Source organism: Bacillus sp. FSL P4-0334 (assembly GCF_038004825.1).
GTDB lineage: Bacteria > Bacillota > Bacilli > Bacillales > Bacillaceae > Bacillus > Bacillus velezensis.
Window position 1 is genome coordinate 2,773,074 of sequence record NZ_JBBORX010000001.1, and the last position, 23,003, is coordinate 2,796,076.

A 23,003-nucleotide genomic window follows, 5' to 3' on the forward strand; every position below is an offset into this window, starting at 1 on the left:
GGCAATTTTGCCTCGACATGTCCATCGTTTTCTCAATGCCCCTGCTCTTTTGAAGCAGGGTTTTTATGCAGAGGAACGGCTGATATGATATCGACAGCACAAGGAGGAAAAACATGAGCAAAAAAGTGACTGATACCGTTCAAGAAATGGCTCAGCCCATACTGGATGACCTTCAGCTTGAACTCGTAGACATTGAATTTGTCAAAGAGGGTCAAAACTGGTTCCTTCGCGTGTTTATTGATTCCGAGAACGGTGTTGATATTGAGGAGTGCGCCAAAGTCAGCGAAGCGTTAAGCGAAAAGCTGGATGAGGCCGATCCGATCACCCAGAACTACTTTCTTGAAGTATCTTCTCCTGGAGCCGAGCGTCCATTAAAGAAAAAAGCCGACTTCGAAAAATCACTGGGCAAAAATGTGTACATGAAAACGTACGAACCGATTGACGGTTTAAAAGTGTTTGAAGGCAAATTGGCTGAATTCGATGGACAAACTGTTACAATAGAGATGACGGTCAAAACAAGAAAGAAACGGGTCAATATTCCGTATGAAAAAATAGCTAACGCAAGATTAGCTGTAACATTTTAATGAATGAAGTATTAGTGTTTAAGGGGGGAGACCGCTAACATGAGCAGTGAACTATTAGATGCTCTCACTATTCTTGAAAAAGAAAAAGGCATCAGTAAAGACATTATCATCGAAGCAATTGAAGCTGCCTTAATTTCCGCGTATAAGCGAAATTTTAACCAGGCGCAAAACGTACGGGTCGATCTGAACCGTGAGACGGGCACGATCCGCGTGTTCGCAAGAAAGGATGTCGTAGACGAGGTATACGATTCAAGACTTGAAATCTCGCTTGACGACGCCCAGCACATCCATCCGAACTACCTTGTCGGAGATGTCGTTGAAATAGAAGTAACGCCGAAAGACTTCGGCCGCATTGCTGCGCAGACGGCGAAACAAGTGGTGACGCAGCGTGTCCGTGAAGCTGAGCGCGGCGTGATTTACTCAGAATTTATCGATCGTGAAGAAGACATCATGACGGGAATTGTACAGCGCTTAGACAGCAAGTTTATTTACGTGTCTCTCGGCAAGATTGAAGCGCTGCTGCCCGTCAATGAACAAATGCCGAATGAGAGCTATAAACCGCACGATCGGATTAAAGTATTTATCACAAAAGTCGAAAAAACGACAAAAGGGCCGCAGATCTATGTATCAAGAACGCATCCTGGTCTGTTGAAGCGTCTTTTTGAAATCGAAGTGCCGGAAATTTATGACGGAACGGTCGAACTGAAATCCGTTGCCAGAGAAGCGGGCGACCGCTCTAAAATCTCCGTCCGCACTGATGATCCTGACGTTGATCCGGTCGGTTCATGCGTCGGTCCTAAAGGCCAGCGCGTGCAGGCGATCGTCAATGAACTGAAAGGCGAAAAAATTGATATCGTCAACTGGTCTGATGATCCGGTTGAATTTGTTGCCAATGCGCTCAGCCCGTCTAAAGTGCTGGATGTCATCGTCAGCGAAGAAGAAAAAGCCACGACTGTCATCGTTCCTGATTACCAGCTTTCTCTGGCAATCGGAAAAAGAGGGCAAAACGCCCGCTTAGCCGCGAAACTGACAGGCTGGAAAATCGATATCAAAAGTGAAACGGATGCAAGAGACCTTGGCATCTATCCGAGAGAGCATGAAGAAGATGACGATTTAGAGCCGCTCTTTATGGAGCCTGAAACAGCCGAATCGGATGAATAAGAGGTGACTTTAGGTGAATAAGCGAAAAAAAATTCCTCTGCGCAAATGCGTGGTAACGGGGGAAATGAAGCCTAAAAAGGAACTGATCCGAATTGTCCGTTCTAAAGAAGGAGAGATTTCAGTCGATCCGACCGGAAAGAAGAACGGACGGGGTGCCTATATCACCCTTGAGAAAGAATGCATCTTAGCTGCGAAAAAGAAAAACACATTGCAAAATCAATTTCAATCACAAATCGATGACCAGATTTTCGAAGAATTGCTGGAACTGGCGGAAAAGGTGAAAAAATAACATGTCTGGAATGGAATGGTTTCCCTTGCTGGGTCTGGCCAATCGAGCTCGTAAGGTCGTGTCGGGCGAGGACTTGGTTATAAAAGAAATTAGAAATGCGCGTGCAAAACTTGTTCTGCTGACAGAAGATGCATCTGCGAATACTGCAAAAAAAGTATCCGATAAATGCAATTATTATAAAGTGCCTTATAAAAAAGTCGAAAGCCGCGCTGATCTCGGCCGCTCTATCGGCAAGGAATCACGTGTCGTTGTCGCCGTCACTGACCAAGGTTTTGCGAATAAGCTGATCAGCTTGCTCGATTAATATTTTTGGGGGTGAACGAATGGCTAAAATGAGAGTTTACGAATATGCAAAAGCCATCAATGTTTCAAGCAAGGAAATTTTGACTGCGCTGAAAAACATGGATATAGTAGTAAATAACCATATGGCAATGCTTGAAGAAAAGACCATTAAGCAGCTTGATGCGAAATTTAAAAAAGGCGGCGCCGGCGTTACATCTCAGAAGCCTGCGGAAACGAACAAAAACAAGCCGCAAGGGATTAATCAGCAGCCTGCTGGGAATCAACCAAACAAAATTCGAGACGGAAAGAAGAATGACGTGCAGAATAATCAATTTAACAAAAACAAGAAGAATAACAACAACAACAAAAACAAAAACAAACGCAATCATAACAACAAAAATCAGTATCAGCAAAAACCGCTGAAGCCGAAAAAAGAGCTTCCTGAGAAAATTACGTTTTCCGGCTCTTTAACAGTCGGAGCTTTAGCCGAGGAACTGGGCAAAGAGCCGTCTGAACTCATTAAAAAACTGATGCTTCTGGGCGTAATGGCTACCATTAACCAGGAGCTTGACAAAGACACAATCGAACTGATCGCATCTGAATACGGTGTAGAAACAGAAGAAGTGATTGTGCTTGAAGAAACTGAGCTTGAAAAATATGAAGAGGCTGACAAAGAAGAAGATCTTCAAATCCGTCCGCCTGTCGTGACGATCATGGGCCACGTTGACCACGGGAAAACGACCCTCCTTGACAGCATCAGAAAAACAAAAGTTGTTGAAGGTGAAGCCGGCGGAATCACCCAGCATATCGGGGCTTACCAGATCGAAGAAAACGGCAAAAAAATCACGTTCTTAGATACTCCGGGACACGCGGCGTTCACAACAATGCGTGCGCGCGGTGCGGAAGTAACTGATATTACCATTTTAGTCGTAGCGGCTGATGACGGCGTTATGCCGCAGACAGTCGAAGCCATCAACCATGCGAAAGCGGCTGAGGTTCCGATTATCGTTGCCGTGAATAAAGTGGATAAAGAAAGCGCGAACCCTGACCGTGTCATGCAGGAGCTGACTGAATACGGACTCGTTCCTGAAGCATGGGGAGGAGAAACGATTTTCGTTCCTCTGTCCGCTCTTACAGGCAAGGGAATTGACGAGCTTGTCGAAATGATTCTGCTTGTCAGTGAAGTGGAAGAGCTGAAAGCCAATCCGAACCGTCAGGCAAAAGGAACGGTTATTGAAGCTGAGCTCGATAAAGGAAGAGGATCTGTCGCGACACTTCTCGTTCAAACGGGAACATTGAATGTCGGAGATCCGATCGTTGTCGGAAATACATTCGGCCGCGTGCGGGCCATGGTCAATGATCTCGGCCGCCGCGTGAAAACAGCCGGACCGTCCACACCTGTAGAAATTACTGGCTTAAACGACGTACCGCAGGCTGGCGATCAATTCCTCGTCTTTAAAGACGAAAAAACAGCCCGTTCTGTCGGTGAAGCACGCGCTTCCAAGCAACTGGAAGAACAGCGCAGCGACAAAGCGAAGCTGAGCCTCGATGATCTGTTTGAACAAATTAAACAAGGCGATGTCAAAGACATCAATTTAATCGTAAAAGCTGACGTTCAAGGTTCAGCCGAAGCGTTAACAGCCGCTCTTCAAAAAATTGAAGTAGAAGGCGTAAAAGTGAAAATCATTCACACAGGCGTCGGTGCGATTACGGAATCAGACATCATTCTCGCATCTGCTTCAAATGCAATCGTTATCGGGTTTAATGTGCGCCCAGACGGAAATGCTAAGAGCACGGCTGAAGCTGAAAATGTAGATATCCGTCTTCACCGTATCATTTACAAAGTCATCGAAGAAATTGAAGCGGCGATGAAAGGAATGCTTGATCCTGAATACGAAGAAAAAGTCATCGGCCAGGTTGAAGTGCGCCAAACATTCAAAGTGTCGAAAATCGGTACGATTGCCGGCGGATATGTAACAGACGGCCACATTACACGTGACAGCGGACTCCGCCTGATCCGTGACGGCGTGGTCATCTTCGAAGGGGAAGTAGACGTTCTGAAACGCTTCAAAGATGATGTGAAAGAAGTTTCACAAGGATATGAATGTGGTATTACAATTAAGAAATACAATGACATTCGCGAAGGCGACATCATTGAAGCGTATGTCATGCAGGAAATCGAAAGAAAGTGATCGGATTTGCGGAATGTGAATGCATCATTTATGATGCGGGATCATTAAAGGAGAAACGAGCCGTTCTGAAGCGGATTATAACGAGGGTTCAGAATAAGTTCAACGTGTCGGCCGCAGAAATCGGCTATCAGGACACTTGGCAGCGGACCAGCTTCGGAATCGCCGTCGTCTCCTCCTCTCACGTTCAGGCGGAAAAGGAGATCCAGCGTGTACTCGCGTTTATTGACTCCTTTCCCGAAATAGAACGGACGATCACTAGAACAGAGTGGTTTTAACTTAGAGGTGATTGAATTGAGTATGAGAGCAAACCGTGTCGGCGAGCAGATGAAAAAAGAGCTCGGGGATATTATCAGCCGAAAGCTGAAAGACCCGAGAATCGGATTTCTCACTGTAACAGACGTACGTGTTTCAGGTGATTTACAAATAGCGAAGGTGTATATCTCCGTTCTCGGCGGAGAGAAAAAGAAAGAGGAGGCGCTGAAAGGGCTTGAGAAAGCGAAAGGATTTATCCGTTCCGAAATCGGCAGCCGAATCAGACTCCGCAAAACGCCTGAGCTTGAATTTGAATTTGATGAATCAATTGAGTACGGCAACCGTATTGAAACATTGATTCACGAACTGCATTCAGATAAACCGTCTGAATAACAAGGAAAGAGGATGGGCGAGTGTCGTCTGTCCTCTTTTCTGCGTTTTACGGGATACAATTGATAACAAAGGAGCGAAAGACAGATGGTTAACGGAGTTCTCCTTTTACATAAACCGGTCGGCATGACTTCTCACGACTGTGTAATGAAAATAAGAAAACTGTTAAAAACAAAGAAAGTCGGACATACGGGAACGCTTGATCCGGAAGTGTCAGGCGTACTGCCGATCTGTGTCGGACGGGCCACAAAGATTGTTGAGTACGTCACCGACAAGTCAAAAACGTACGATGCTGAGATCACTCTCGGCTTCTCCACATCGACCGAAGACCAGACTGGAGAAACGGTCAGCGTAAAACCTGTCAAGGAGCCGCTGAAAGAAGCGGATATCAAAGCCGTTTTAGACGAACTGAAGGGACCGCAGGAGCAAGTGCCGCCGATGTATTCCGCTGTAAAGGTCAACGGGAAAAAGCTCTATGAATACGCCAGGGCGGGTATTGAAGTGGAGCGGCCGAAGCGGAATATCACGATTGAAGATATCGCGCTCACTTCCCCTGTCACTTATAAAGAAGACATAGCATCATTCCGCTTTACAGTCACGTGCTCAAAGGGCACTTACGTGAGAACATTGGCGGTGACAATCGGTGAAAAACTCGGCTATCCCGCGCATATGTCGCATCTCATCCGCACCGCTTCCGGCGATTTCAGCCTTGATGAGTGTTTCACGTTTGAGGAACTTGAACAGCAGGTTTCAGACGGCACGGTTGCAGAGCATGCCGTGCCGATTGAAAGAGCGCTCAATCATTTGCCGAAATGGGTCATAAGTGATACATTAGCTAAGAAAGCTGAAAACGGGTCAGTGTTTGACATCCCGGCGGAATTTTCTGCAATGACAGCTGACGCCCGTATAGCGGTCTGTACTGAAGACGGAGAATGTGTGGCCATTTATATGCCGCATCCTTCAAAAAAAGGACTGCTGAAACCGGCTAAAGTGCTCATGCAAAAAAGCGAACAATAAGAAAAAAGGTGACCGTTCTGTGAAGACGATACATATTTCTCATCCGCATCATTTACAAAAAGAAGAGCAGCCGGCGTCTGTCATGGCGCTCGGCTACTTTGACGGCGTTCATTTGGGACACCGGAAAGTAATCGGAACAGCCAGACAAATTGCCGAAGAAAAAGGCCTGTCGCTGGCCGTTATGACGTTTCATCCCCACCCTTCCCATGTGTTGGGCAGGGACAAAGAGCCAAAGGATCTGATTACGCCGCTTGAAGATAAAATCAGCCAGATCGGGCGTTTAGGCGCTGATGTGCTGTATGTCGTAAAGTTTGATGAAGCGTTTGCGTCTCTTTCTCCAAAACAGTTTGCCGAGGAGTATATTTTAGGGTTAAACGCGCGGCACGCTGTGGGAGGCTTCGATTTTACGTACGGAAAATACGGAAAAGGCACGATGGAGACGCTGCCGGACGATTTAAACGGCAAGGCCGGATGCACGACTGTCGAGAAACAGACCGAGCAGGACAGAAAGATCAGCTCCACTTATATCCGGTCAGCGCTGCAGGATGGTGACGTTGAACTTGCGCACACTCTTCTCGGCCAGCCGTATTTTATCCGGGGCACTGTGATTCACGGAGACAAAAGAGGCCGCACCATCGGTTTTCCGACCGCGAATGTCGGCCTGCACAACAGCTATATCGTGCCTCCGACAGGCGTGTATGCAGTGAAAGCCGAAATAAAAGGCGAGGTGTATGAAGGCGTCTGCAACATCGGCTACAAACCGACCTTTTATGAAAAGCGCCCCGATCAGCCGTCAATTGAAGTCCATTTGTTTAATTTTCAGCAGGATGTATACGGAGAAGACGTTAAAATCGAGTGGTACAAACGAATCCGAAGCGAACGGAAGTTTAACGGCATCGATGAACTGACGGCTCAGATCGGGAAAGACAAACAAGAAGCGATCCGTTTTTTCAGCAAATAACGGAAAAAACATCAAAAGTACACAAATTTTCTTCTAAAAGATTTGCATATGGGCGCGATTTTTAGTATCATATGTTTCGTAGTCTTAAAACCATTGCTTGGCAATCCGAAGTCACCGACGGTTGCTAGGTAACTGGGGCTAATTATGATATGGAGGTGAAACAGGATGGCAATTACTCAAGAGCGTAAAAATCAACTCATCAGTGAGTTCAAAACACACGAATCTGATACTGGATCTCCAGAAGTTCAGATCGCTATCCTAACAGACTCAATTAACAACTTGAACGAGCATTTGCGTACTCACAAGAAAGATCACCACTCACGTCGCGGTCTTCTTAAAATGGTAGGTAAACGTCGTAATCTTCTTACGTATCTGCGTAATAAAGACGTAACTCGTTACCGTGAGTTAATTAACAAACTAGGCTTACGTCGATAATCGTAAAAAGCGGGAGGATTCCCGCTTTTTTATCGTATTAAAGCGAAAAAAATAATAATAAAAAAACAATGAAATCCTTTTACATACTACTTTGACATTGATATGTTCAATTCATTTCGTTCATAATAGGAGTAATTGATTATTTCACACATTAAGAGAGGAGCTCGTAATCGAATGGGACAAGAGAAACATGTCTTTACCATAGATTGGGCCGGCAGACAGCTTACAGTAGAAGCCGGCCAGCTTGCCAAACAGGCAAACGGCGCTGTCATGGTCCGCTACGGCGATACTGCAGTGCTCAGCACAGCAACCGCATCAAAAGAACCGAAACCGCTAGATTTTTTCCCGCTTACTGTTAACTATGAAGAAAGATTATACGCAGTAGGTAAAATTCCGGGCGGTTTTATTAAAAGAGAAGGCCGTCCAAGTGAAAAGGCCGTTTTAGCCAGCCGTCTGATCGACCGTCCGATCCGCCCGCTTTTCGCAGACGGATTCCGTAACGAAGTACAGGTCATCAGCATTGTCATGAGTGTTGATCAGGACTGCTCATCTGAAATGGCTGCAATGTTCGGTTCATCACTCGCTCTTTGCGTTTCCGATATCCCGTTTGAAGGCCCGATCGCGGGTGTGACGGTAGGCCGCATTGACGGGAAATTCGTCATCAATCCGACGGTTGACCAGCTTGAAAAAAGTGATATCAACCTCATCGTTGCAGGCACAAAAGACGCCATCAACATGGTGGAAGCCGGAGCGGATGAAGTACCTGAAGAAATCATGCTTGAGGCGATTATGTTCGGTCACGAAGAAATTAAGCGCCTGATCGCATTCCAAGAAGAAATCGTCGCAGCAGTCGGCAAAGAGAAAACAGAAATCCAACTGTATGAAATTGACGAAGAGCTCAGCGAAAAAGTAAAAAGCCTTGCGGAGCCGGATCTTCTCAGCGCCATTCAGGTTCACGAAAAACATGCTCGCGAAGACGCGATTAATGAAGTGAAAAATGCAGTTGTCGCGAAATTCGAAGAAGAAGAGCATGATGAAGATACGATTAAAAAAGTGAAACAGACACTGTCTAAACTTGTGAAAAACGAAGTGCGCCGTTTGATCACAGAAGAAAAAGTCCGTCCGGACGGCCGCGGCGTTGATCAGATCCGCCCGCTTTCTTCAGAAGTCGGCCTTCTGCCGAGAACGCACGGCTCCGGGCTGTTTACGAGAGGACAGACGCAGGCGCTCAGCGTATGTACATTAGGCGCCCTTGGGGACGTTCAGATTCTTGACGGTTTAGGCGTGGAAGAATCAAAACGCTTTATGCATCATTATAACTTCCCGCAGTTCAGCGTAGGGGAGACAGGCCCGATGCGCGGACCGGGACGCCGTGAGATCGGTCACGGTGCTCTTGGAGAGCGTGCGCTTGAGCCGGTCATTCCGAATGAAAAAGACTTCCCGTATACGGTCCGCCTCGTATCCGAAGTGCTTGAATCAAACGGTTCCACTTCACAGGCCAGCATTTGCGCGAGCACGCTTGCCATGATGGACGCAGGTGTTCCGATTAAAGCCCCTGTTGCGGGTATCGCGATGGGACTTGTGAAATCAGGCGAGTACTATACGGTATTAACGGATATTCAAGGGATGGAAGACGCCCTCGGTGACATGGACTTTAAAGTAGCCGGCACGGAAAAAGGCGTGACAGCGCTGCAAATGGACATTAAAATTGAAGGCCTTTCAAGAGAAATTCTTGAAGAAGCGCTTCAGCAGGCGAAAAAAGGAAGAATGGAAATCTTGAACAGCATGCTCAGCACGCTTGGTGAATCAAGAAAAGAACTTTCTCAATATGCGCCGAAAATTTTAACGATGAACATTAATCCGGATAAAATCCGTGATGTTATCGGACCGAGTGGTAAACAAATCAACAAAATCATTGAAGATACCGGTGTTAAAATTGACATTGAACAAGACGGCACCATCTTTATTTCTTCTACTGATGAAAGCAGCAACCAAAAAGCGAAAAAAATCATCGAAGATCTTGTCAGAGAAGTCGAAGTCGGCCAGCTTTACCTCGGTAAAGTCAAACGGATTGAGAAATTCGGCGCTTTCGTTGAAATCTTCAGCGGAAAAGACGGTCTCGTTCACATCTCTGAACTAGCGCTCGAACGGGTCGGCAAGGTTGAGGATGTTGTGAAAATCGGTGACGAAATCCTTGTGAAGGTAACTGAAATTGACAAACAGGGACGAGTGAATCTGTCGCGTAAAGCAGTGCTGCGCGAAGAGAAAGAAAAAGAACAGGAACAACAACAATCTTAAATGAAAACCTAACAAGGAGCCTGGGAGACCCGGCTTCTTTATTTTGAGAAAGACAACAGACGGGTTCTACCTTGTCCTCCTCATACATAATGTGTGAGGAGGGGGGAAGGACATGTTGAAAAAATTCGTGCCGTTTGCCGTTTTTTTATTTCTTTTTTTTGTTTCGTTTGAAATGTTAAAAAATCCGTATACAGTTGATTACATAGACGCAATGAAAAAAGACGCTGTAACTGTGTCAGCATCAAAAGATCCGCTCTATGAAGAATTACTGCAAAAAGCGTCAGAGTATGAAGTGAAGCCGCAAGACGCGCGGATTGATAAAATATGGAAGAGTATACCGGGATATAACGGTTTAAAAGTCAATGTGGAAAAATCCTATAAACAAATGAAAAAGGACGGAGAATTTCACGAAGACGGCCTTGTCTATGAGCAGGTAAAACCGAAAGTCCATCTTGATTCTCTCGCGCCCGAACCCATTTATAAAGGAAATCCCGACAAACCGATGGTCGCTTTCCTGATAAATGTCGCCTGGGGAAATGAATACGTGGAGCAAATGCTGCCTATTCTGAAGCAGCACCAGGTCAAAGCAACTTTCTTTCTTGAAGGGAAATGGCTGAAAAACAATCAGGAGCTGGGGAAAAAAATAGCGGCAGACGGACATGAAATCGGAAATCATTCATACAATCACCCTGATATGAGCAAACTGACTTCAGGAAGCATTTCCGAGCAGCTTGACAAAACCAATGCACAAATCAGCGAGACGCTCGGCATAAAGCCGAAATGGTTTGCGCCGCCAAGCGGCAGCTTCAGAAAAGCTGTGGTCGATCTTGCGGCGGAAAAAGGAATGGGCACCATCATGTGGACCGTGGACACCATTGACTGGCAAAAACCGTCTCCGGCTGTTTTACAAACAAGGGTGTTGAGCAAAATACATAATGGAGCCATGATTTTAATGCATCCGACTGATCCGACTGCGAAAAGCCTGAATACACTGATTGCAAAAATCAAAGAAAAAGGCTACGCGCTCGGCTCAGTGTCTGACTTAATGGATGAAAACAGGCTGATGAAGTAGCAGGCGGCAGTTGCCTGTCTTTGAATAGGAGGAACAGACTTGATAAAACGCTATACATGCCAAAACGGTGTAAGAGTTGTGCTTGAAAATAATCCAACGGTGCGGTCTGTGGCAATCGGCGTATGGATCGGGACGGGATCACGTCATGAAACGCCGGATACAAACGGTATTTCGCACTTTCTTGAGCATATGTTTTTTAAAGGAACAAATACCAGGTCCGCACGTGAAATCGCAGAATCCTTCGATCGGATAGGCGGCCAAGTGAATGCCTTCACTTCAAAAGAATATACGTGCTATTACGCCAAAGTGCTGGATGAGCATGCAAACTACGCACTTGATGTGCTGGCTGATATGTTCTTTCATTCTGCTTTTGACGAAGATGAGCTCAAAAAAGAAAAGAACGTCGTATATGAAGAAATCAAAATGTATGAAGACGCGCCGGATGACATTGTCCACGATCTGCTGAGCAAAGCGACATACGGCAATCATTCGCTCGGCTACCCGATTCTCGGGACGGAGGAAACGCTTTCGTCATTTAACGGCGATTCTCTCAGACAGCATATGGATGACTTTTACACGCCGGACCGCGTCGTCATTTCTGTCGCCGGAAATGTAACGGAACAATTCATTAAAGACGTGGAGAAATGGTTCGGTACATACGAAGCGAAGGGCAAAGCAAGCGGCATCAGCGAGCCTGAGTTTCATTATGAAAAGCTGACCAGAAAAAAAGACACCGAACAGGCGCATCTCTGTCTCGGTTTCAAAGGCCTGAAAGTCGGAGATCCGGACATTTACGATTTGATCGTCTTAAACAACGTGCTGGGCGGAAGCATGAGCAGCCGTCTTTTCCAGGATGTGCGCGAAGATAAAGGACTGGCCTATTCTGTATACAGTTATCACAGTTCCTATGAAGACAGCGGTATGCTGACGATTTACGGAGGCACCGGCGCGAATCAGCTCGGACTTCTGTCTGAAACCATTCAGGAAACGTTATCGGTTCTAAAACGTGAGGGTATCACTCCGAAAGAGCTGGAAAACAGCAAAGAGCAAATGAAGGGGAGCTTAATGCTCAGCTTAGAGAGCACAAACAGCAAAATGAGCCGGAACGGGAAAAACGAACTCCTGCTCGGAAAGCATAAGACCATGGATGAAATTATCACTGAATTAAATGCGGTCAGCCTGGAAAGCGTCAACGGCCTCAGCCGCCGCTTATTTACGGATGATTACGCACTATCGCTCATCAGCCCGACCGGCAATATGCCGGCCTCGTCTTAATCGGAAAAGCAGTCTGCCTCTATACGGGGCAGGCATTTTTTTTTGCTCCGGGTCATATAGTACAAGGGGGTGGCTATCATGAGGCTCAGTGAACTTTCAGGTAAAGAAATTGTGGACATTAAACGGGCAGAGCGGCTCGGCGTGCTCGGCCAGACCGATTTGGAAATTAATGAACAGGACGGACAAATTACCGCGCTGTTGATACCGACGGTAAAATGGTTCGGATTGCGAAAACAAGGCCACGACATCCGCGTCCCCTGGAACCATATCCAAAAAATCGGGTCAGACATGATCATTTTAGACGTTCCGGGGGAGATCACGCCTCCCGAAGAGTAGATCTTATTCATTTTTTGCAAGCACCGGCTCATACAGCCGGTGCTTTTTTCATGAAAAAGAACGCTGTACATTCACCGCCCTTTCTCTTTGCACATACGATGAAGAGGAGGATGACACTTAAAAGATCCAGTAACTGTAAAGAAGGTGAACGTTTCAGATGTTAACCGGATTGACAATTGCGATCATTGGCGGTGACGCAAGACAGCTTGAGATTATAAGAAAGCTGACAGAACAGCATGCCGATATTTATCTTGCAGGGTTTGACCAATTGGATGACGGTTTTACAGGAACCGTCAAATGCAAAATTGATGAGATTCCCTTTCGAAAAATAGACAGTATCATCCTGCCCGTATCGGCAACGACCGGAGAAGGCGTTGTTTCCACGGTTTTTTCAAATGAAGAAGTGGTATTAAAGCAGAGCTATCTTGAGCGGACACCGGAGCATTGCGTCATTTATTCAGGCATCTCCAACGCGTATCTTGAGGGGATCGCCAGCGAAGCCGGCCGCAAACTTGTGAAATTATTTGAACGGGACGATATCGCGATATTCAACTCGATTCCCACTGTTGAAGGAACAATCATGATGGCGATTCAGCATACGGATTATACCATTCACGGATCAAATGTCGCCGTTCTCGGCATGGGGCGCACCGGTATGACGATCGCCCGGACGTTTGCGGCGTTAGGAGCGAAGGTAAAAGTGGGCGCGCGGAGTTCGGCTCATTTGGCCCGTATAACGGAAATGGGGCTTTCTCCTTTTCAGCTTGAAGAGCTTACTGAACATGTAAATGATATTGATATCTGCATTAACACCGTACCGAGCTTGATTCTGAATCAAAGCGTTTTATCGCGCATGACGCCGAAGACCTTGATTTTGGATTTAGCATCCCGTCCGGGCGGAACGGATTTCAAATATGCTGAAAAACAAGGCATTAAAGCGCTGCTTGCTCCGGGTCTTCCGGGAATTGTGGCCCCGAAAACAGCCGGACAGATTATTGCGAACGTATTGAGCAAGCTTTTGGCAGACTTAAAGAAAGAGGGGAAATAACCATGTCTCTGAAAGGGAAAAGAATCGGATTCGGATTAACCGGCTCGCATTGCACATATGAGGAAGTTTTTCCGCAAATAGAGGCGCTTATCAGTCAAGGAGCTGAAGTCCGGCCGGTCGTGACATCAACCGTTCAATCGACCGATACCCGCTTTGGGGAGGGGGGAGATTGGGTCAGAAAAATTGAAGAAGCAACAGGCTTTGAGGCGATTGATTCCATCGTAAAAGCGGAGCCTCTCGGGCCGAAACTTCCGCTCGACTGCATGGTCATCGCCCCTTTAACCGGAAATTCAATGAGCAAACTCGCAAATGCGATGACTGACAGCCCCGTCCTTATGGCTGCGAAAGCCACGATCCGCAACGGCCGCCCGGTCGTGCTCGGAATTTCGACAAACGACGGACTCGGTTTAAACGGAACGAACTTAATGAGGCTGATGTCCGCAAAAAACATATATTTCATCCCGTTCGGCCAGGACGACCACGTGAAAAAACCGACATCGCTCGTCGCCAGAATGGATCTCCTTCCGATTACGGTAGAAAAAGCTCTTTTGCACCAGCAGGTTCAGCCGGTGCTCGTACACCACCAAGAATAAAAAATCATGATGACAGAAAATCATTCCGGAATAAAAAAATTCGATCAATCCGTGACTATTCTATGGTAAAATAAAACGTAAAATGCAAAGTCAATTCAACAAATGATGCTTAATTGGCGGAAGGAGTTTTACAGATGGGAAGAGGATTACACGTAGCAGTTGTCGGAGCGACGGGAGCCGTAGGACAGCAAATGCTGAAAACACTGGAAGACAGAAACTTTGAAATCGAAACACTCACACTACTATCCTCAAAGCGTTCTGCTGGTACGAAAGTAACGTTTAAAGGCGAAGAATATACAGTGCAGGAAGCTGTTCCTGAAAGCTTCGAAGGCGTTCATATCGCGTTATTCAGCGCCGGCGGAAGCGTATCACAAAGCTTGGCGCCTGAGGCTGTAAAACGGGGAGCCATCGTGATTGACAATACCAGCGCATTCCGTATGGACGAAAATACACCGCTCGTGGTGCCTGAGGTGAACGAAGGTGATCTGCACAAACATAACGGCATTATCGCCAACCCTAACTGTTCAACGATTCAGATGGTGGCTGCGCTTGAACCGATCCGCAAAGCGTACGGATTGAAAAAAGTCATTGTATCTACTTACCAAGCTGTGTCCGGGGCCGGCAATGAAGCGGCGAAGGAATTGTACAGCCAGACAAAGGCGATTTTAAACAATGAACCCGCAGAACCGTCCATTATGCCGGTTAAAGGCGACAAAAAGCATTATCAAATCGCATTTAACGCCATTCCGCAAATTGATAAATTCCAAGATAACGGCTATACGTTTGAGGAAATGAAAATGATTAATGAAACGAAAAAAATCATGCATATGCCGAATCTGGAAGTGGCTGCGACATGTGTCAGACTGCCGATTGAAACAGGGCACTCAGAATCTGTTTACATTGAGCTTGACCGTGATGACGCAACCGTTGAAGATATGAAACAGCTTTTAAAAGAAGCTCCGGGTGTTACGCTTCAGGATGATCCGGCGGAGCAGCTTTACCCGATGCCTGCTGATTGCGTCGGCAAACGCGATGTATTTGTAGGAAGAATCCGGAAAGATTTGGACAGAGCAAACGGTTTTCATTTGTGGGTTGTTTCTGATAACCTGTTAAAAGGCGCCGCTTGGAACTCAGTCCAAATCGCGGAAAGCCTGCAAAAACTGAACCTCGTATAAATAAACGTATTTTCTATAGGCGAACAGAAGAGAGTAAGGCTCTGCCTGCTCTCTTCTGTTACGTCAGACTAATTTGGAGTGAAAATAGTGAAGATCATTGTTCAAAAATTCGGCGGAACATCCGTAAAAGATGACAAAGGCCGCAAGCTTGCGCTAGCACACATTAAAGATGCCATCAGTGAAGGTTATAAAGTTGTCGTTGTCGTATCGGCGATGGGAAGAAAAGGAGACCCGTACGCGACAGATTCTTTAATCGGGCTCCTTTACGGCAGCCAGTCCGACATTTCTCCGAGAGAGCAGGATATGCTTCTGTCTTGCGGAGAAACGATTTCGTCCGTTGTTTTTTCCAGCATGCTGAAGGAAAACGGCATAAAAGCCGCAGCTTTAACAGGAGCCCAGGCCGGCTTTTTAACCAATGCCCAGCATACTGACGCCAAAATTATAGAAATGAAAACAGAGCGGCTTTTCGCTGCACTTGCCAGCCATGACGCTGTCGTTGTCGCAGGATTTCAGGGAGCGACTGAAAAAGGCGACACGACGACAATCGGCAGAGGAGGAAGCGATACTTCAGCAGCGGCGCTCGGCGCGGCGGTTGATGCTGAGTTTATCGACATTTTTACGGACGTGGAAGGCGTTATGACAGCCGATCCGAGAATCGTGGAAAATGCTAAGCCGCTTCCGAACGTCACATATACGGAAATCTGCAACCTTGCCTATCAAGGCGCGAAAGTCATTCATCCGCGCGCGGTGGAAATCGCCATGCAGGCAAAGGTGCCGATCCGCGTGCGCTCCACTTATTCAAAAGACAAAGGCACTTTGGTGACGTCCCATCATTCGTCTAACATCGGCAGCGATGTATTCGAACGGCTGATCACGGGGATCGCCCATGTGAAAGATGTGACGCAATTTAAGGTTCCCGCCAAAATGGGGCAATACAACGTTCAGACTGAAGTCTTTAAAGCAATGGCAAATGCCGGAATCAGCGTAGATTTCTTTAACATTACGCCGAGTGAAATCGTATATACCGTAGCCGGCAGTAAAACGGAAGCCGCGCGCAGCATTTTGGCTGAATTAGGATATGAGCCGACAGTGACGGAGAGCTGTGCGAAAGTGTCAGCGGTCGGCGCCGGGATAATGGGTGTTCCGGGTGTCACGTCAAAAATCGTCTCCGCACTTTCTGATAAAGGCATTCCGATTCTGCAATCTGCCGACAGCCATACGACGATCTGGGTGCTCGTTCATGAAAAAGATATGGTAACGGCCGTAAATGCGCTGCATGAAGTGTTTGAACTTTCAAAGTAAATGTGATTGAATCATGATGAGGTGAAAAAAATGAATGTCGGAAATATATCTACAGCGATGATTACCCCCTTTGACAGTAAAGGGAATGTAGACTTTCAAAAACTGTCTACATTAATCGACTATTTGTTGAAAAACGGTACGGATTCTTTAGTCGTCGCAGGCACGACCGGCGAATCTCCGACACTTTCAACGGAAGAAAAAATTGCACTCTTTGAATTTACAGTCAAAGAAGTGAACGGACGCGTGCCTGTTATTGCGGGTACGGGAAGCAACAATACGAAAGACTCCATTAAACTGACAAAAAAAGCTGAAGAAGCCGGCGTCGATTGCGTTATGCTTGTCACGCCGTATTATAATAAGCCTTCCCAAGAGGGGATGTACCGTCATTTTAAAGCCATAGCTGAAGAAACGTCTCTTCCTGTGATGCTTTACAACGTGCCGGGCAGAACGGTCGCTTCGCTTGCGCCGGAAACGGCCATCAGACTTGCGGAGATACCGAATATCTCTGCGATTAAAGAAGCGAGCGGCGATCTTGATGCCATTACGAAAATCATTGCCGAAACACCGGAAGATTTTTACGTCTATTCAGGTGATGACGGGTTAACGCTTCCTATTCTCGCAGTCGGCGGAAGAGGAGTCGTGTCAGTGGCCAGCCATATCGTAGGTTCTGACATGCAGCAGATGATTAAAAACTATACGAACGGGCAGACGGCAACCGCGGCACTGATTCATCAGAAGCTTCTGCCGATCATGAAGGAGCTCTTTAAAGCGCCTAATCCGGCTCCGGTCAAAACGGCGCTACAGCTGAAAGGCCTTGATGTCGGATCTGTGCGTCTTCCTCTTATCCCGCTGAATGAAGATGAACGTCTGAGCCTGAGCAGCGTCATCAGCGAACTGTAAGAAAAAATTTATACAGTTAAAATACGCGGTCATTCTCATTTTTATCGTGAGTTTGACCGTTTTGTATACATATTGGTTTTCCCTAAACCTTCCGCTTCTTCTTGTTTTCTAAAATTGATATCAGTTATAATAGGAACAAGTGATGATGGACGGGTATGAGACTAGGAGGATACAGATTTTGAAAAAGAAAAATACAGAAAACGTCAGAATTATCGCCCTTGGCGGCGTCGGAGAAATTGGGAAGAACCTATATGTCATTGAAATTGACTCAGACATATTTGTAGTGGATGCAGGGCTGATGCACCCTGAAAATGAAATGCTCGGTATTGATGTCGTCATTCCGGATATTTCCTACTTAGTAGAACGGGCTGACCGCGTGAAGGCCATCTTTCTGACACACGGGCACGATGAAAACATCGGGGGCGTCTTTTATTTATTGAATAAGCTGTCGGTGCCGGTATACGGAACGAAGCTTACGCTTGCATTACTGAGAGAAAAACTCAAGCAGTACGGGCATAATCGAAAAGCTGATTTGCGTGAAGTTCACTCTAAATCAGTCATTACATTTGATTCAACGAAAGTATCGTTCTTTAAAACGATTCACAGTATTCCGGATTCAGTGGGAGTCAGCTTCAAAACATCACTTGGCTCTATTGTATGCACGGGAGACTTTAAATTTGACCAGACGCCTGCTTATCACCAATCATGTGATATTGGCGAAATTGCCAAAATCGGAAACAGCGGCGTGCTCGCCCTGCTTTCTGACAGCGCCAATGCGGAGCGCCCGGGGTATACTCCGTCAGAAGCATATGTAAGCGGTGAAATTTCCGATGCGATGAACAATTCAGAAAACCGTGTCATCATTGCTGTATTCGCGTCTAATATCAACCGGATCCAGCAAGTGATACAGGCTGCCGTCCAGAACGGCCGCAAACTTGCAATCGCCGGAAAAAATCTGCAAAACGTGCTTCAGCTTGGGCGCAAGCTCGGCTATATTGAAGCCGAAGATGAAATGTTTATTCCTGTGCAGGATGTGAAAAAATATCCGAAGCGGGAAGTGGCAATTGTTACAGCCGGAAGCCATGGTGAGCCGCTGGCCGCTCTTACGCGGATGGCCAAGCAGGCGCATAAGCAGCTTAACATTGAAGAAGGAGACACCGTTGTCATTGCATCAACACCGATTCCGGGGCATGAATTGATATATTCCAAAACCGTCAACCTGCTTGCCCGCGCCGGCGCTCAAGTCATTTTCGCCCAAAAACGCGTGCATGTGTCCGGGCACGGTTCGCAGGAAGAATTGAAACTCATGCTTAATTTGCTGAAACCGAAATATTTAATTCCGGTTAACGGTGAATTCAGAATGCAAAAAGCGCATTCCAAAATCGCAGAAGAGATCGGCATGAAACGCAGCGACATTTTCTTGATTGAAAAAGGTGACGTCGTTGAATTCCGCGGCCAGAATGTGAAAATCGGGGATAAAGTCACGTACGGAAACGTGTTGATTGACGGCCTCGGAGTCGGCGACATCGGCAACATCGTGCTGAGAGACCGCCGCTTATTGTCACAAGACGGCATTCTCATCGTCGTAATTTCACTCGATAAGCAGAAAAAGAACCTCGTATCAGGTCCTGAGATCATTACGCGCGGTTTCGTATATGTCAGAGAATCAGAAGGTTTAATTGTACAAGCTACTGAGCTCGTCCGCTCTATCGTAACTGAAGCGACGGAAACATCTGCCGTAGAATGGTCCACGCTGAAACAAGCCATGCGTGATGCGCTGAATCAATTCCTTTATGAAAAAACAAAACGCAAGCCGATGATCATTCCGATCATTATGGAAGTATAATGTATACAAAGCCGGAGCGCATGATGCTCCGGCTTTGTTTTTGTTCATGTCCCGGATGGAAATCATCATCTTTGTTCATAATACAAAGAGACATTCGGAAAGGGTGAAAGATAAAATGGATCATCGTATGGAAAACACCGAAGAACAGCAGCCCGAAAAATCAGATGCGAAAGACAGCATTATGAGCAAAATTCAGCAGCTGGGAGAGACATCTCTGCCGCAAATGTCCCAAGATACCAATATTCACTGCCTGACGATCATCGGCCAAATTGAGGGGCACGTCCAGCTCCCGCCGCAAAATAAAACAACCAAATATGAACACGTCATTCCGCAAATCGTCGCCATTGAGCAAAATCCGAAAATCGAAGGACTTCTGATCATCTTAAACACCGTCGGAGGCGATGTGGAAGCGGGGCTTGCGATTGCGGAAATGCTCGCATCCTTATCAAAACCGACCGTCTCAATCGTACTCGGCGGGGGACACTCGATAGGTGTGCCGATCGCCGTGTCATGTGATCATAGTTTTATCGCGGAAACAGCGACTATGACCATTCACCCCGTTCGGCTTACAGGTCTGGTTATCGGGGTTCCGCAAACATTTGAATACTTGGACAAAATGCAGGAGCGGGTCGTCAACTTTGTGACCCATCATTCAAATATTTCCGAAGAAAAATTCAAAGAGCTGATGTTTTCAAAAGGAAACTTAACCAGGGACATCGGGACGAACGTAGTCGGGAAAGATGCGGCTGATTACGGATTAATTGATGCCGTGGGCGGCGTCGGACAGGCGATAAAAAAGCTGAATCAGCTGATTGAGGAACGAAAGGGCGAGGAAGGAAGGATGATTCAATGATCCTTTATACCGTCATGCCCCAAGAAGTCGTTTACGGTCAGGATATAGAGCAAAGCGTGCATGAACAGGTAGATTACGCCGGCGTGCCGCTGCTAGTTGAGATGAAGGGAAATGAAGCTGAAGTCGTACAGATTTTAAGTACGAACCCGATGGATTTTCTGAATCCGGACATCGCTCCTGGACAAAAAATCAAGCTGAAAATCTAACCGGCATTCAGTCCGTTTCTCGGGGGCAAAATATGCTATAATAGGGGAATCCTACAGAAAAATGCAGCCGGCAAAAGGCTGCTTTTCTTCATGATGTATGATTTTACATTTTTTAACGCAGTAAGGTGATGAGTGTGGCAAAGAAAAAACGGAAATCTAAAAAGAAACAAGAGAGTAAGCTCAATCTAAAATACGAACTAAGCGGACTGCTCTGTGTTGCAATTTCAATTATTGCTGTTTTGCAGCTCGGCGTTGTGGGACAGACATTTGTGTACTTGTTCCGTTTTTTTGCCGGAGAGTGGTTTATTTTATGCTTAATTGCGCTCTTCCTTCTCGGAATTTCGCTGTTTTGGAAAAAGAAGAGTCCAAGCCTTTTAACGAGAAGAAAGGCAGGGCTGTACTGTATTATCGCCAGTATATTGCTGCTGTCTCACGTGCAGCTCTTTAAAAATCTGTCTCATCACGGGTCGATTCGGTCGGCAAGTGTCATCGGCAACACGTGGGAGCTGTTTATGATTGACATGAAACAGCAGGCTGCTTCCCCTGATTTGGGCGGCGGCATGATCGGCGCGGTACTGTTTGCAGCTTCCCACTTTTTATTTGCATCAACGGGTTCACAGATCATGGCGATCGTGCTGATCTTAATGGGGCTGATTCTTGTAACGGGCCGTTCACTGCAGGAAACGCTTAAAAAGTGGACGAGCCCCGTCGGCCGGTTTATCCGCAGTCAATGGCAGGCATTTCTTGAGGATATGAAGACGGTCAGAACGAATATGTCTTCGCCGAAAACAAAATCGGGCAAAAAACAAAAACGGGTTCAAAAGAAAAAAGAAGAGCCTGATCCGGAGGAAGAGGATGAGGAAATCATTTCGCCGATCATCCATTCAGAGCCGATTATTTCAAGCTTTTCAGACCGTCAGGAAGAGCCCTCCGAACCGCTGATTCCGGAAAAAACGCAGGAGGCTGCACAAGCGGCAAAAGATGAGCCTTCCGGCGGCGCTCAAGACAGTGGCGAAACGGCTGCGGCTCCGCCGATGACGTTTACAGAGCTTGAAAATAAAGATTATCAAATGCCTTCATTGGACATACTGGCTGACCCGAAACATACCGGCCAGCAGACCGATAAGAAAAACATTTACGAGAATGCAAGAAAACTCGAACGGACTTTTCAAAGCTTCGGCGTAAAGGCGAAAGTGACGCAGGTTCATCTCGGTCCGGCGGTCACAAAATATGAGGTGTATCCGGACGTCGGGGTCAAAGTCAGTAAAATCGTGAATCTGAGCGATGACCTCGCGCTCGCGCTTGCCGCGAAGGATATCCGGATCGAAGCGCCGATTCCGGGTAAATCGGCAATCGGCATCGAGGTGCCCAATGCTGAAGTTGCGATGGTTTCGTTAAAAGAAGTGCTTGAATCCAAGCTCAATGACAAGCCGGACGCGAAGCTTCTGATCGGCTTGGGACGAAATATTTCCGGGGAAGCCGTGCTTGCCGAACTGAACAAAATGCCCCACCTGCTCGTAGCGGGGGCAACGGGAAGCGGAAAAAGCGTCTGTGTCAACGGTATTATTACGAGCATTCTGATGAGGGCCAAACCGCATGAAGTGAAGATGATGATGATTGACCCGAAAATGGTTGAGCTGAATGTGTATAACGGCATTCCTCATCTGCTTGCGCCGGTCGTGACAGATCCGAAAAAGGCCTCGCAGGCTTTGAAAAAGGTCGTCAATGAGATGGAACGCCGCTATGAGCTGTTCTCCCATACGGGTACGAGAAATATAGAAGGCTATAACGATCATATTAAGCGGTCAAATGCCGAAGAAGAAGTCAAGCAGCCTGAGCTGCCGTACATCGTCGTCATCGTTGACGAGCTTGCCGATCTGATGATGGTCGCTTCTTCCGACGTGGAAGATTCAATTACGAGACTTTCACAGATGGCGCGGGCGGCGGGAATTCATTTGATTATCGCGACACAGCGGCCTTCAGTCGACGTTATTACCGGTGTTATTAAAGCCAACATCCCGTCAAGAATCGCCTTCAGTGTCTCATCTCAGACCGATTCACGGACAATTTTAGACATGGGCGGCGCTGAAAAGCTTCTGGGGCGCGGAGACATGCTGTTTCTGCCTGTAGGCGCAAATAAGCCGGTGCGTGTGCAAGGGGCATTCTTATCCGATGAAGAGGTTGAGCATGTCGTTGATCATGTCATTACGCAGCAAAAAGCGCAGTACCAAGAAGAGATGATTCCGGAAGAAGTTTCGGAAACACACAGTGAAGTAACGGATGATCTCTATGACGAAGCGGTCGATTTGATTATCGGCATGCAGACGGCATCAGTCTCCATGCTCCAAAGGCGGTTCAGAATCGGATATACGAGAGCTGCCCGTCTGATTGACGCAATGGAAGAACGGGGAGTCGTCGGGCCGTATGAAGGAAGTAAACCGAGGGAAGTACTATTATCTAAGGAACAATATGATGAGCTCTCTTCTTAAAAAGGAGAGAGTTTTCACTGAAAATGATATCACCAAAATCATTCCTA

At 46.8% G+C, this 23,003-nt stretch carries 23 protein-coding genes; all 23 read left to right on the forward strand.

The window, feature by feature from the left end; genetic code table 11:
• Positions 1-113 precede the first annotated feature (113 nt).
• The 23 genes from rimP to NSQ37_RS14320 all read left to right on the forward strand — a co-directional run bounded on the left by rimP (position 114) and on the right by NSQ37_RS14320 (position 22,956).
• Positions 114-584, forward strand: coding sequence for a ribosome maturation factor RimP (rimP, locus tag NSQ37_RS14210; protein ID WP_007409801.1), 471 nt, complete (start codon positions 114-116; stop codon positions 582-584).
• A 39-nt stretch (positions 585-623) separates the two neighbouring features.
• The gene (gene nusA, locus NSQ37_RS14215) at positions 624-1,745 is read left to right on the forward strand and encodes a transcription termination factor NusA (RefSeq protein WP_003154195.1); all 1,122 of its coding nucleotides are present in this window, start codon (positions 624-626) and stop codon (positions 1,743-1,745) included.
• 13 nt (positions 1,746-1,758) lie between these two features.
• Positions 1,759-2,034, forward strand: a complete 276-nt coding sequence (rulR, locus tag NSQ37_RS14220) for a glucose-induced regulator RulR (RefSeq protein WP_003154193.1) — start codon at positions 1,759-1,761, stop codon at positions 2,032-2,034.
• 1 nt (position 2,035) lies between these two features.
• Complete coding sequence (locus tag NSQ37_RS14225) at positions 2,036-2,338, forward strand: YlxQ family RNA-binding protein (RefSeq protein WP_003154192.1); 303 nt, start codon at positions 2,036-2,038, stop codon at positions 2,336-2,338.
• A 19-nt stretch (positions 2,339-2,357) separates the two neighbouring features.
• Positions 2,358-4,508 carry a translation initiation factor IF-2 gene (gene infB, locus NSQ37_RS14230; RefSeq protein ID WP_007611462.1) on the forward strand — a complete coding sequence of 717 codons (2,151 nt, stop codon included), beginning with the start codon at positions 2,358-2,360 and terminating at the stop codon, positions 4,506-4,508.
• Positions 4,505-4,783: a DUF503 domain-containing protein gene (locus tag NSQ37_RS14235; protein ID WP_003154188.1), complete on the forward strand. Its 279-nt coding sequence runs from the start codon at positions 4,505-4,507 to the stop codon at positions 4,781-4,783. Before infB ends, NSQ37_RS14235 begins: the two co-directional genes overlap by 4 nt.
• Before the next feature lie 16 nt (positions 4,784-4,799).
• Positions 4,800-5,153 (forward strand): 30S ribosome-binding factor RbfA, encoded by a 354-nt coding sequence (gene rbfA, locus NSQ37_RS14240; protein ID WP_003154185.1) that lies wholly within the window; start codon positions 4,800-4,802, stop codon positions 5,151-5,153.
• 84 nt (positions 5,154-5,237) lie between these two features.
• On the forward strand, positions 5,238-6,167 hold the full coding sequence (gene truB, locus NSQ37_RS14245) for a tRNA pseudouridine(55) synthase TruB (RefSeq protein WP_341123952.1): 930 nt from the start codon (positions 5,238-5,240) through the stop codon (positions 6,165-6,167).
• Positions 6,168-6,186: 19 nt separating this feature from the next.
• Entirely contained in the window at positions 6,187-7,128 is a 942-nt protein-coding gene (gene ribF / locus NSQ37_RS14250; RefSeq protein ID WP_007611467.1) for a bifunctional riboflavin kinase/FAD synthetase, read from the forward strand.
• A 165-nt stretch (positions 7,129-7,293) separates the two neighbouring features.
• Positions 7,294-7,563 (forward strand): 30S ribosomal protein S15, encoded by a 270-nt coding sequence (rpsO, locus tag NSQ37_RS14255; RefSeq protein WP_003154182.1) that lies wholly within the window; start codon positions 7,294-7,296, stop codon positions 7,561-7,563.
• A 174-nt stretch (positions 7,564-7,737) separates the two neighbouring features.
• On the forward strand, positions 7,738-9,861 hold the full coding sequence (gene pnp, locus NSQ37_RS14260) for a polyribonucleotide nucleotidyltransferase (RefSeq protein ID WP_015239868.1): 2,124 nt from the start codon (positions 7,738-7,740) through the stop codon (positions 9,859-9,861).
• 112 nt (positions 9,862-9,973) lie between these two features.
• Entirely contained in the window at positions 9,974-10,933 is a 960-nt protein-coding gene (locus tag NSQ37_RS14265; RefSeq protein WP_059366988.1) for a polysaccharide deacetylase family protein, read from the forward strand.
• 39 nt (positions 10,934-10,972) lie between these two features.
• Positions 10,973-12,208, forward strand: coding sequence for a M16 family metallopeptidase (locus tag NSQ37_RS14270; RefSeq protein ID WP_007409807.1), 1,236 nt, complete (start codon positions 10,973-10,975; stop codon positions 12,206-12,208).
• 78 nt (positions 12,209-12,286) lie between these two features.
• A complete protein-coding gene (locus NSQ37_RS14275; RefSeq protein WP_003154176.1) occupies positions 12,287-12,544 on the forward strand; it encodes a YlmC/YmxH family sporulation protein in 258 nt (85 codons plus the stop codon).
• 157 nt (positions 12,545-12,701) lie between these two features.
• On the forward strand, positions 12,702-13,592 hold the full coding sequence (gene dpaA, locus NSQ37_RS14280; RefSeq protein WP_076424153.1) for a dipicolinic acid synthetase subunit A: 891 nt from the start codon (positions 12,702-12,704) through the stop codon (positions 13,590-13,592).
• A gap of 2 nt (positions 13,593-13,594) precedes the next feature.
• Positions 13,595-14,185 carry a dipicolinate synthase subunit B gene (gene dpaB / locus NSQ37_RS14285; protein ID WP_015239869.1) on the forward strand — a complete coding sequence of 197 codons (591 nt, stop codon included), beginning with the start codon at positions 13,595-13,597 and terminating at the stop codon, positions 14,183-14,185.
• A gap of 134 nt (positions 14,186-14,319) precedes the next feature.
• Positions 14,320-15,360: an aspartate-semialdehyde dehydrogenase gene (gene asd, locus NSQ37_RS14290; RefSeq protein WP_012117572.1), complete on the forward strand. Its 1,041-nt coding sequence runs from the start codon at positions 14,320-14,322 to the stop codon at positions 15,358-15,360.
• A gap of 87 nt (positions 15,361-15,447) precedes the next feature.
• Positions 15,448-16,662 (forward strand): aspartate kinase, encoded by a 1,215-nt coding sequence (dapG, locus tag NSQ37_RS14295; RefSeq protein WP_003154168.1) that lies wholly within the window; start codon positions 15,448-15,450, stop codon positions 16,660-16,662.
• Between the two features lie 30 nt (positions 16,663-16,692).
• Positions 16,693-17,562, forward strand: a complete 870-nt coding sequence (gene dapA, locus NSQ37_RS14300) for a 4-hydroxy-tetrahydrodipicolinate synthase (RefSeq protein ID WP_003154166.1) — start codon at positions 16,693-16,695, stop codon at positions 17,560-17,562.
• A 178-nt stretch (positions 17,563-17,740) separates the two neighbouring features.
• Entirely contained in the window at positions 17,741-19,408 is a 1,668-nt protein-coding gene (gene rnjB, locus NSQ37_RS14305; RefSeq protein ID WP_052827433.1) for a ribonuclease J2, read from the forward strand.
• 115 nt (positions 19,409-19,523) lie between these two features.
• Complete coding sequence (locus tag NSQ37_RS14310; protein ID WP_003154162.1) at positions 19,524-20,261, forward strand: ClpP family protease; 738 nt, start codon at positions 19,524-19,526, stop codon at positions 20,259-20,261.
• Positions 20,258-20,467, forward strand: coding sequence for a YlzJ-like family protein (locus tag NSQ37_RS14315; RefSeq protein WP_003154161.1), 210 nt, complete (start codon positions 20,258-20,260; stop codon positions 20,465-20,467). Before NSQ37_RS14310 ends, NSQ37_RS14315 begins: the two co-directional genes overlap by 4 nt.
• A gap of 134 nt (positions 20,468-20,601) precedes the next feature.
• Positions 20,602-22,956, forward strand: coding sequence for an FtsK/SpoIIIE family DNA translocase (locus NSQ37_RS14320; RefSeq protein ID WP_160223049.1), 2,355 nt, complete (start codon positions 20,602-20,604; stop codon positions 22,954-22,956).
• Positions 22,957-23,003 lie beyond the last annotated feature (47 nt).

Bases quoted from the DNA above. Each gene is read 5' to 3' on its own strand.
- NSQ37_RS14315 (WP_003154161.1), top strand. From the start codon at position 20,258: ATGATCCTTTATACCGTCATGCCCCAAGAAGTCGTTTACGGTCAGGAT.
- infB (WP_007611462.1), top strand. From the start codon at position 2,358: ATGGCTAAAATGAGAGTTTACGAATATGCAAAAGCCATCAATGTTTCA.
- NSQ37_RS14265 (WP_059366988.1), top strand. From the start codon at position 9,974: ATGTTGAAAAAATTCGTGCCGTTTGCCGTTTTTTTATTTCTTTTTTTT.
- dapA (WP_003154166.1), top strand. From the start codon at position 16,693: ATGAATGTCGGAAATATATCTACAGCGATGATTACCCCCTTTGACAGT.
- rimP (WP_007409801.1), top strand. From the start codon at position 114: ATGAGCAAAAAAGTGACTGATACCGTTCAAGAAATGGCTCAGCCCATA.
- dpaA (WP_076424153.1), top strand. From the start codon at position 12,702: ATGTTAACCGGATTGACAATTGCGATCATTGGCGGTGACGCAAGACAG.
- nusA (WP_003154195.1), top strand. From the start codon at position 624: ATGAGCAGTGAACTATTAGATGCTCTCACTATTCTTGAAAAAGAAAAA.
- NSQ37_RS14310 (WP_003154162.1), top strand. From the start codon at position 19,524: ATGGATCATCGTATGGAAAACACCGAAGAACAGCAGCCCGAAAAATCA.
- rpsO (WP_003154182.1), top strand. From the start codon at position 7,294: ATGGCAATTACTCAAGAGCGTAAAAATCAACTCATCAGTGAGTTCAAA.
- dpaB (WP_015239869.1), top strand. From the start codon at position 13,595: ATGTCTCTGAAAGGGAAAAGAATCGGATTCGGATTAACCGGCTCGCAT.
- truB (WP_341123952.1), top strand. From the start codon at position 5,238: ATGGTTAACGGAGTTCTCCTTTTACATAAACCGGTCGGCATGACTTCT.
- NSQ37_RS14275 (WP_003154176.1), top strand. From the start codon at position 12,287: ATGAGGCTCAGTGAACTTTCAGGTAAAGAAATTGTGGACATTAAACGG.
- asd (WP_012117572.1), top strand. From the start codon at position 14,320: ATGGGAAGAGGATTACACGTAGCAGTTGTCGGAGCGACGGGAGCCGTA.
- pnp (WP_015239868.1), top strand. From the start codon at position 7,738: ATGGGACAAGAGAAACATGTCTTTACCATAGATTGGGCCGGCAGACAG.
- NSQ37_RS14225 (WP_003154192.1), top strand. From the start codon at position 2,036: ATGTCTGGAATGGAATGGTTTCCCTTGCTGGGTCTGGCCAATCGAGCT.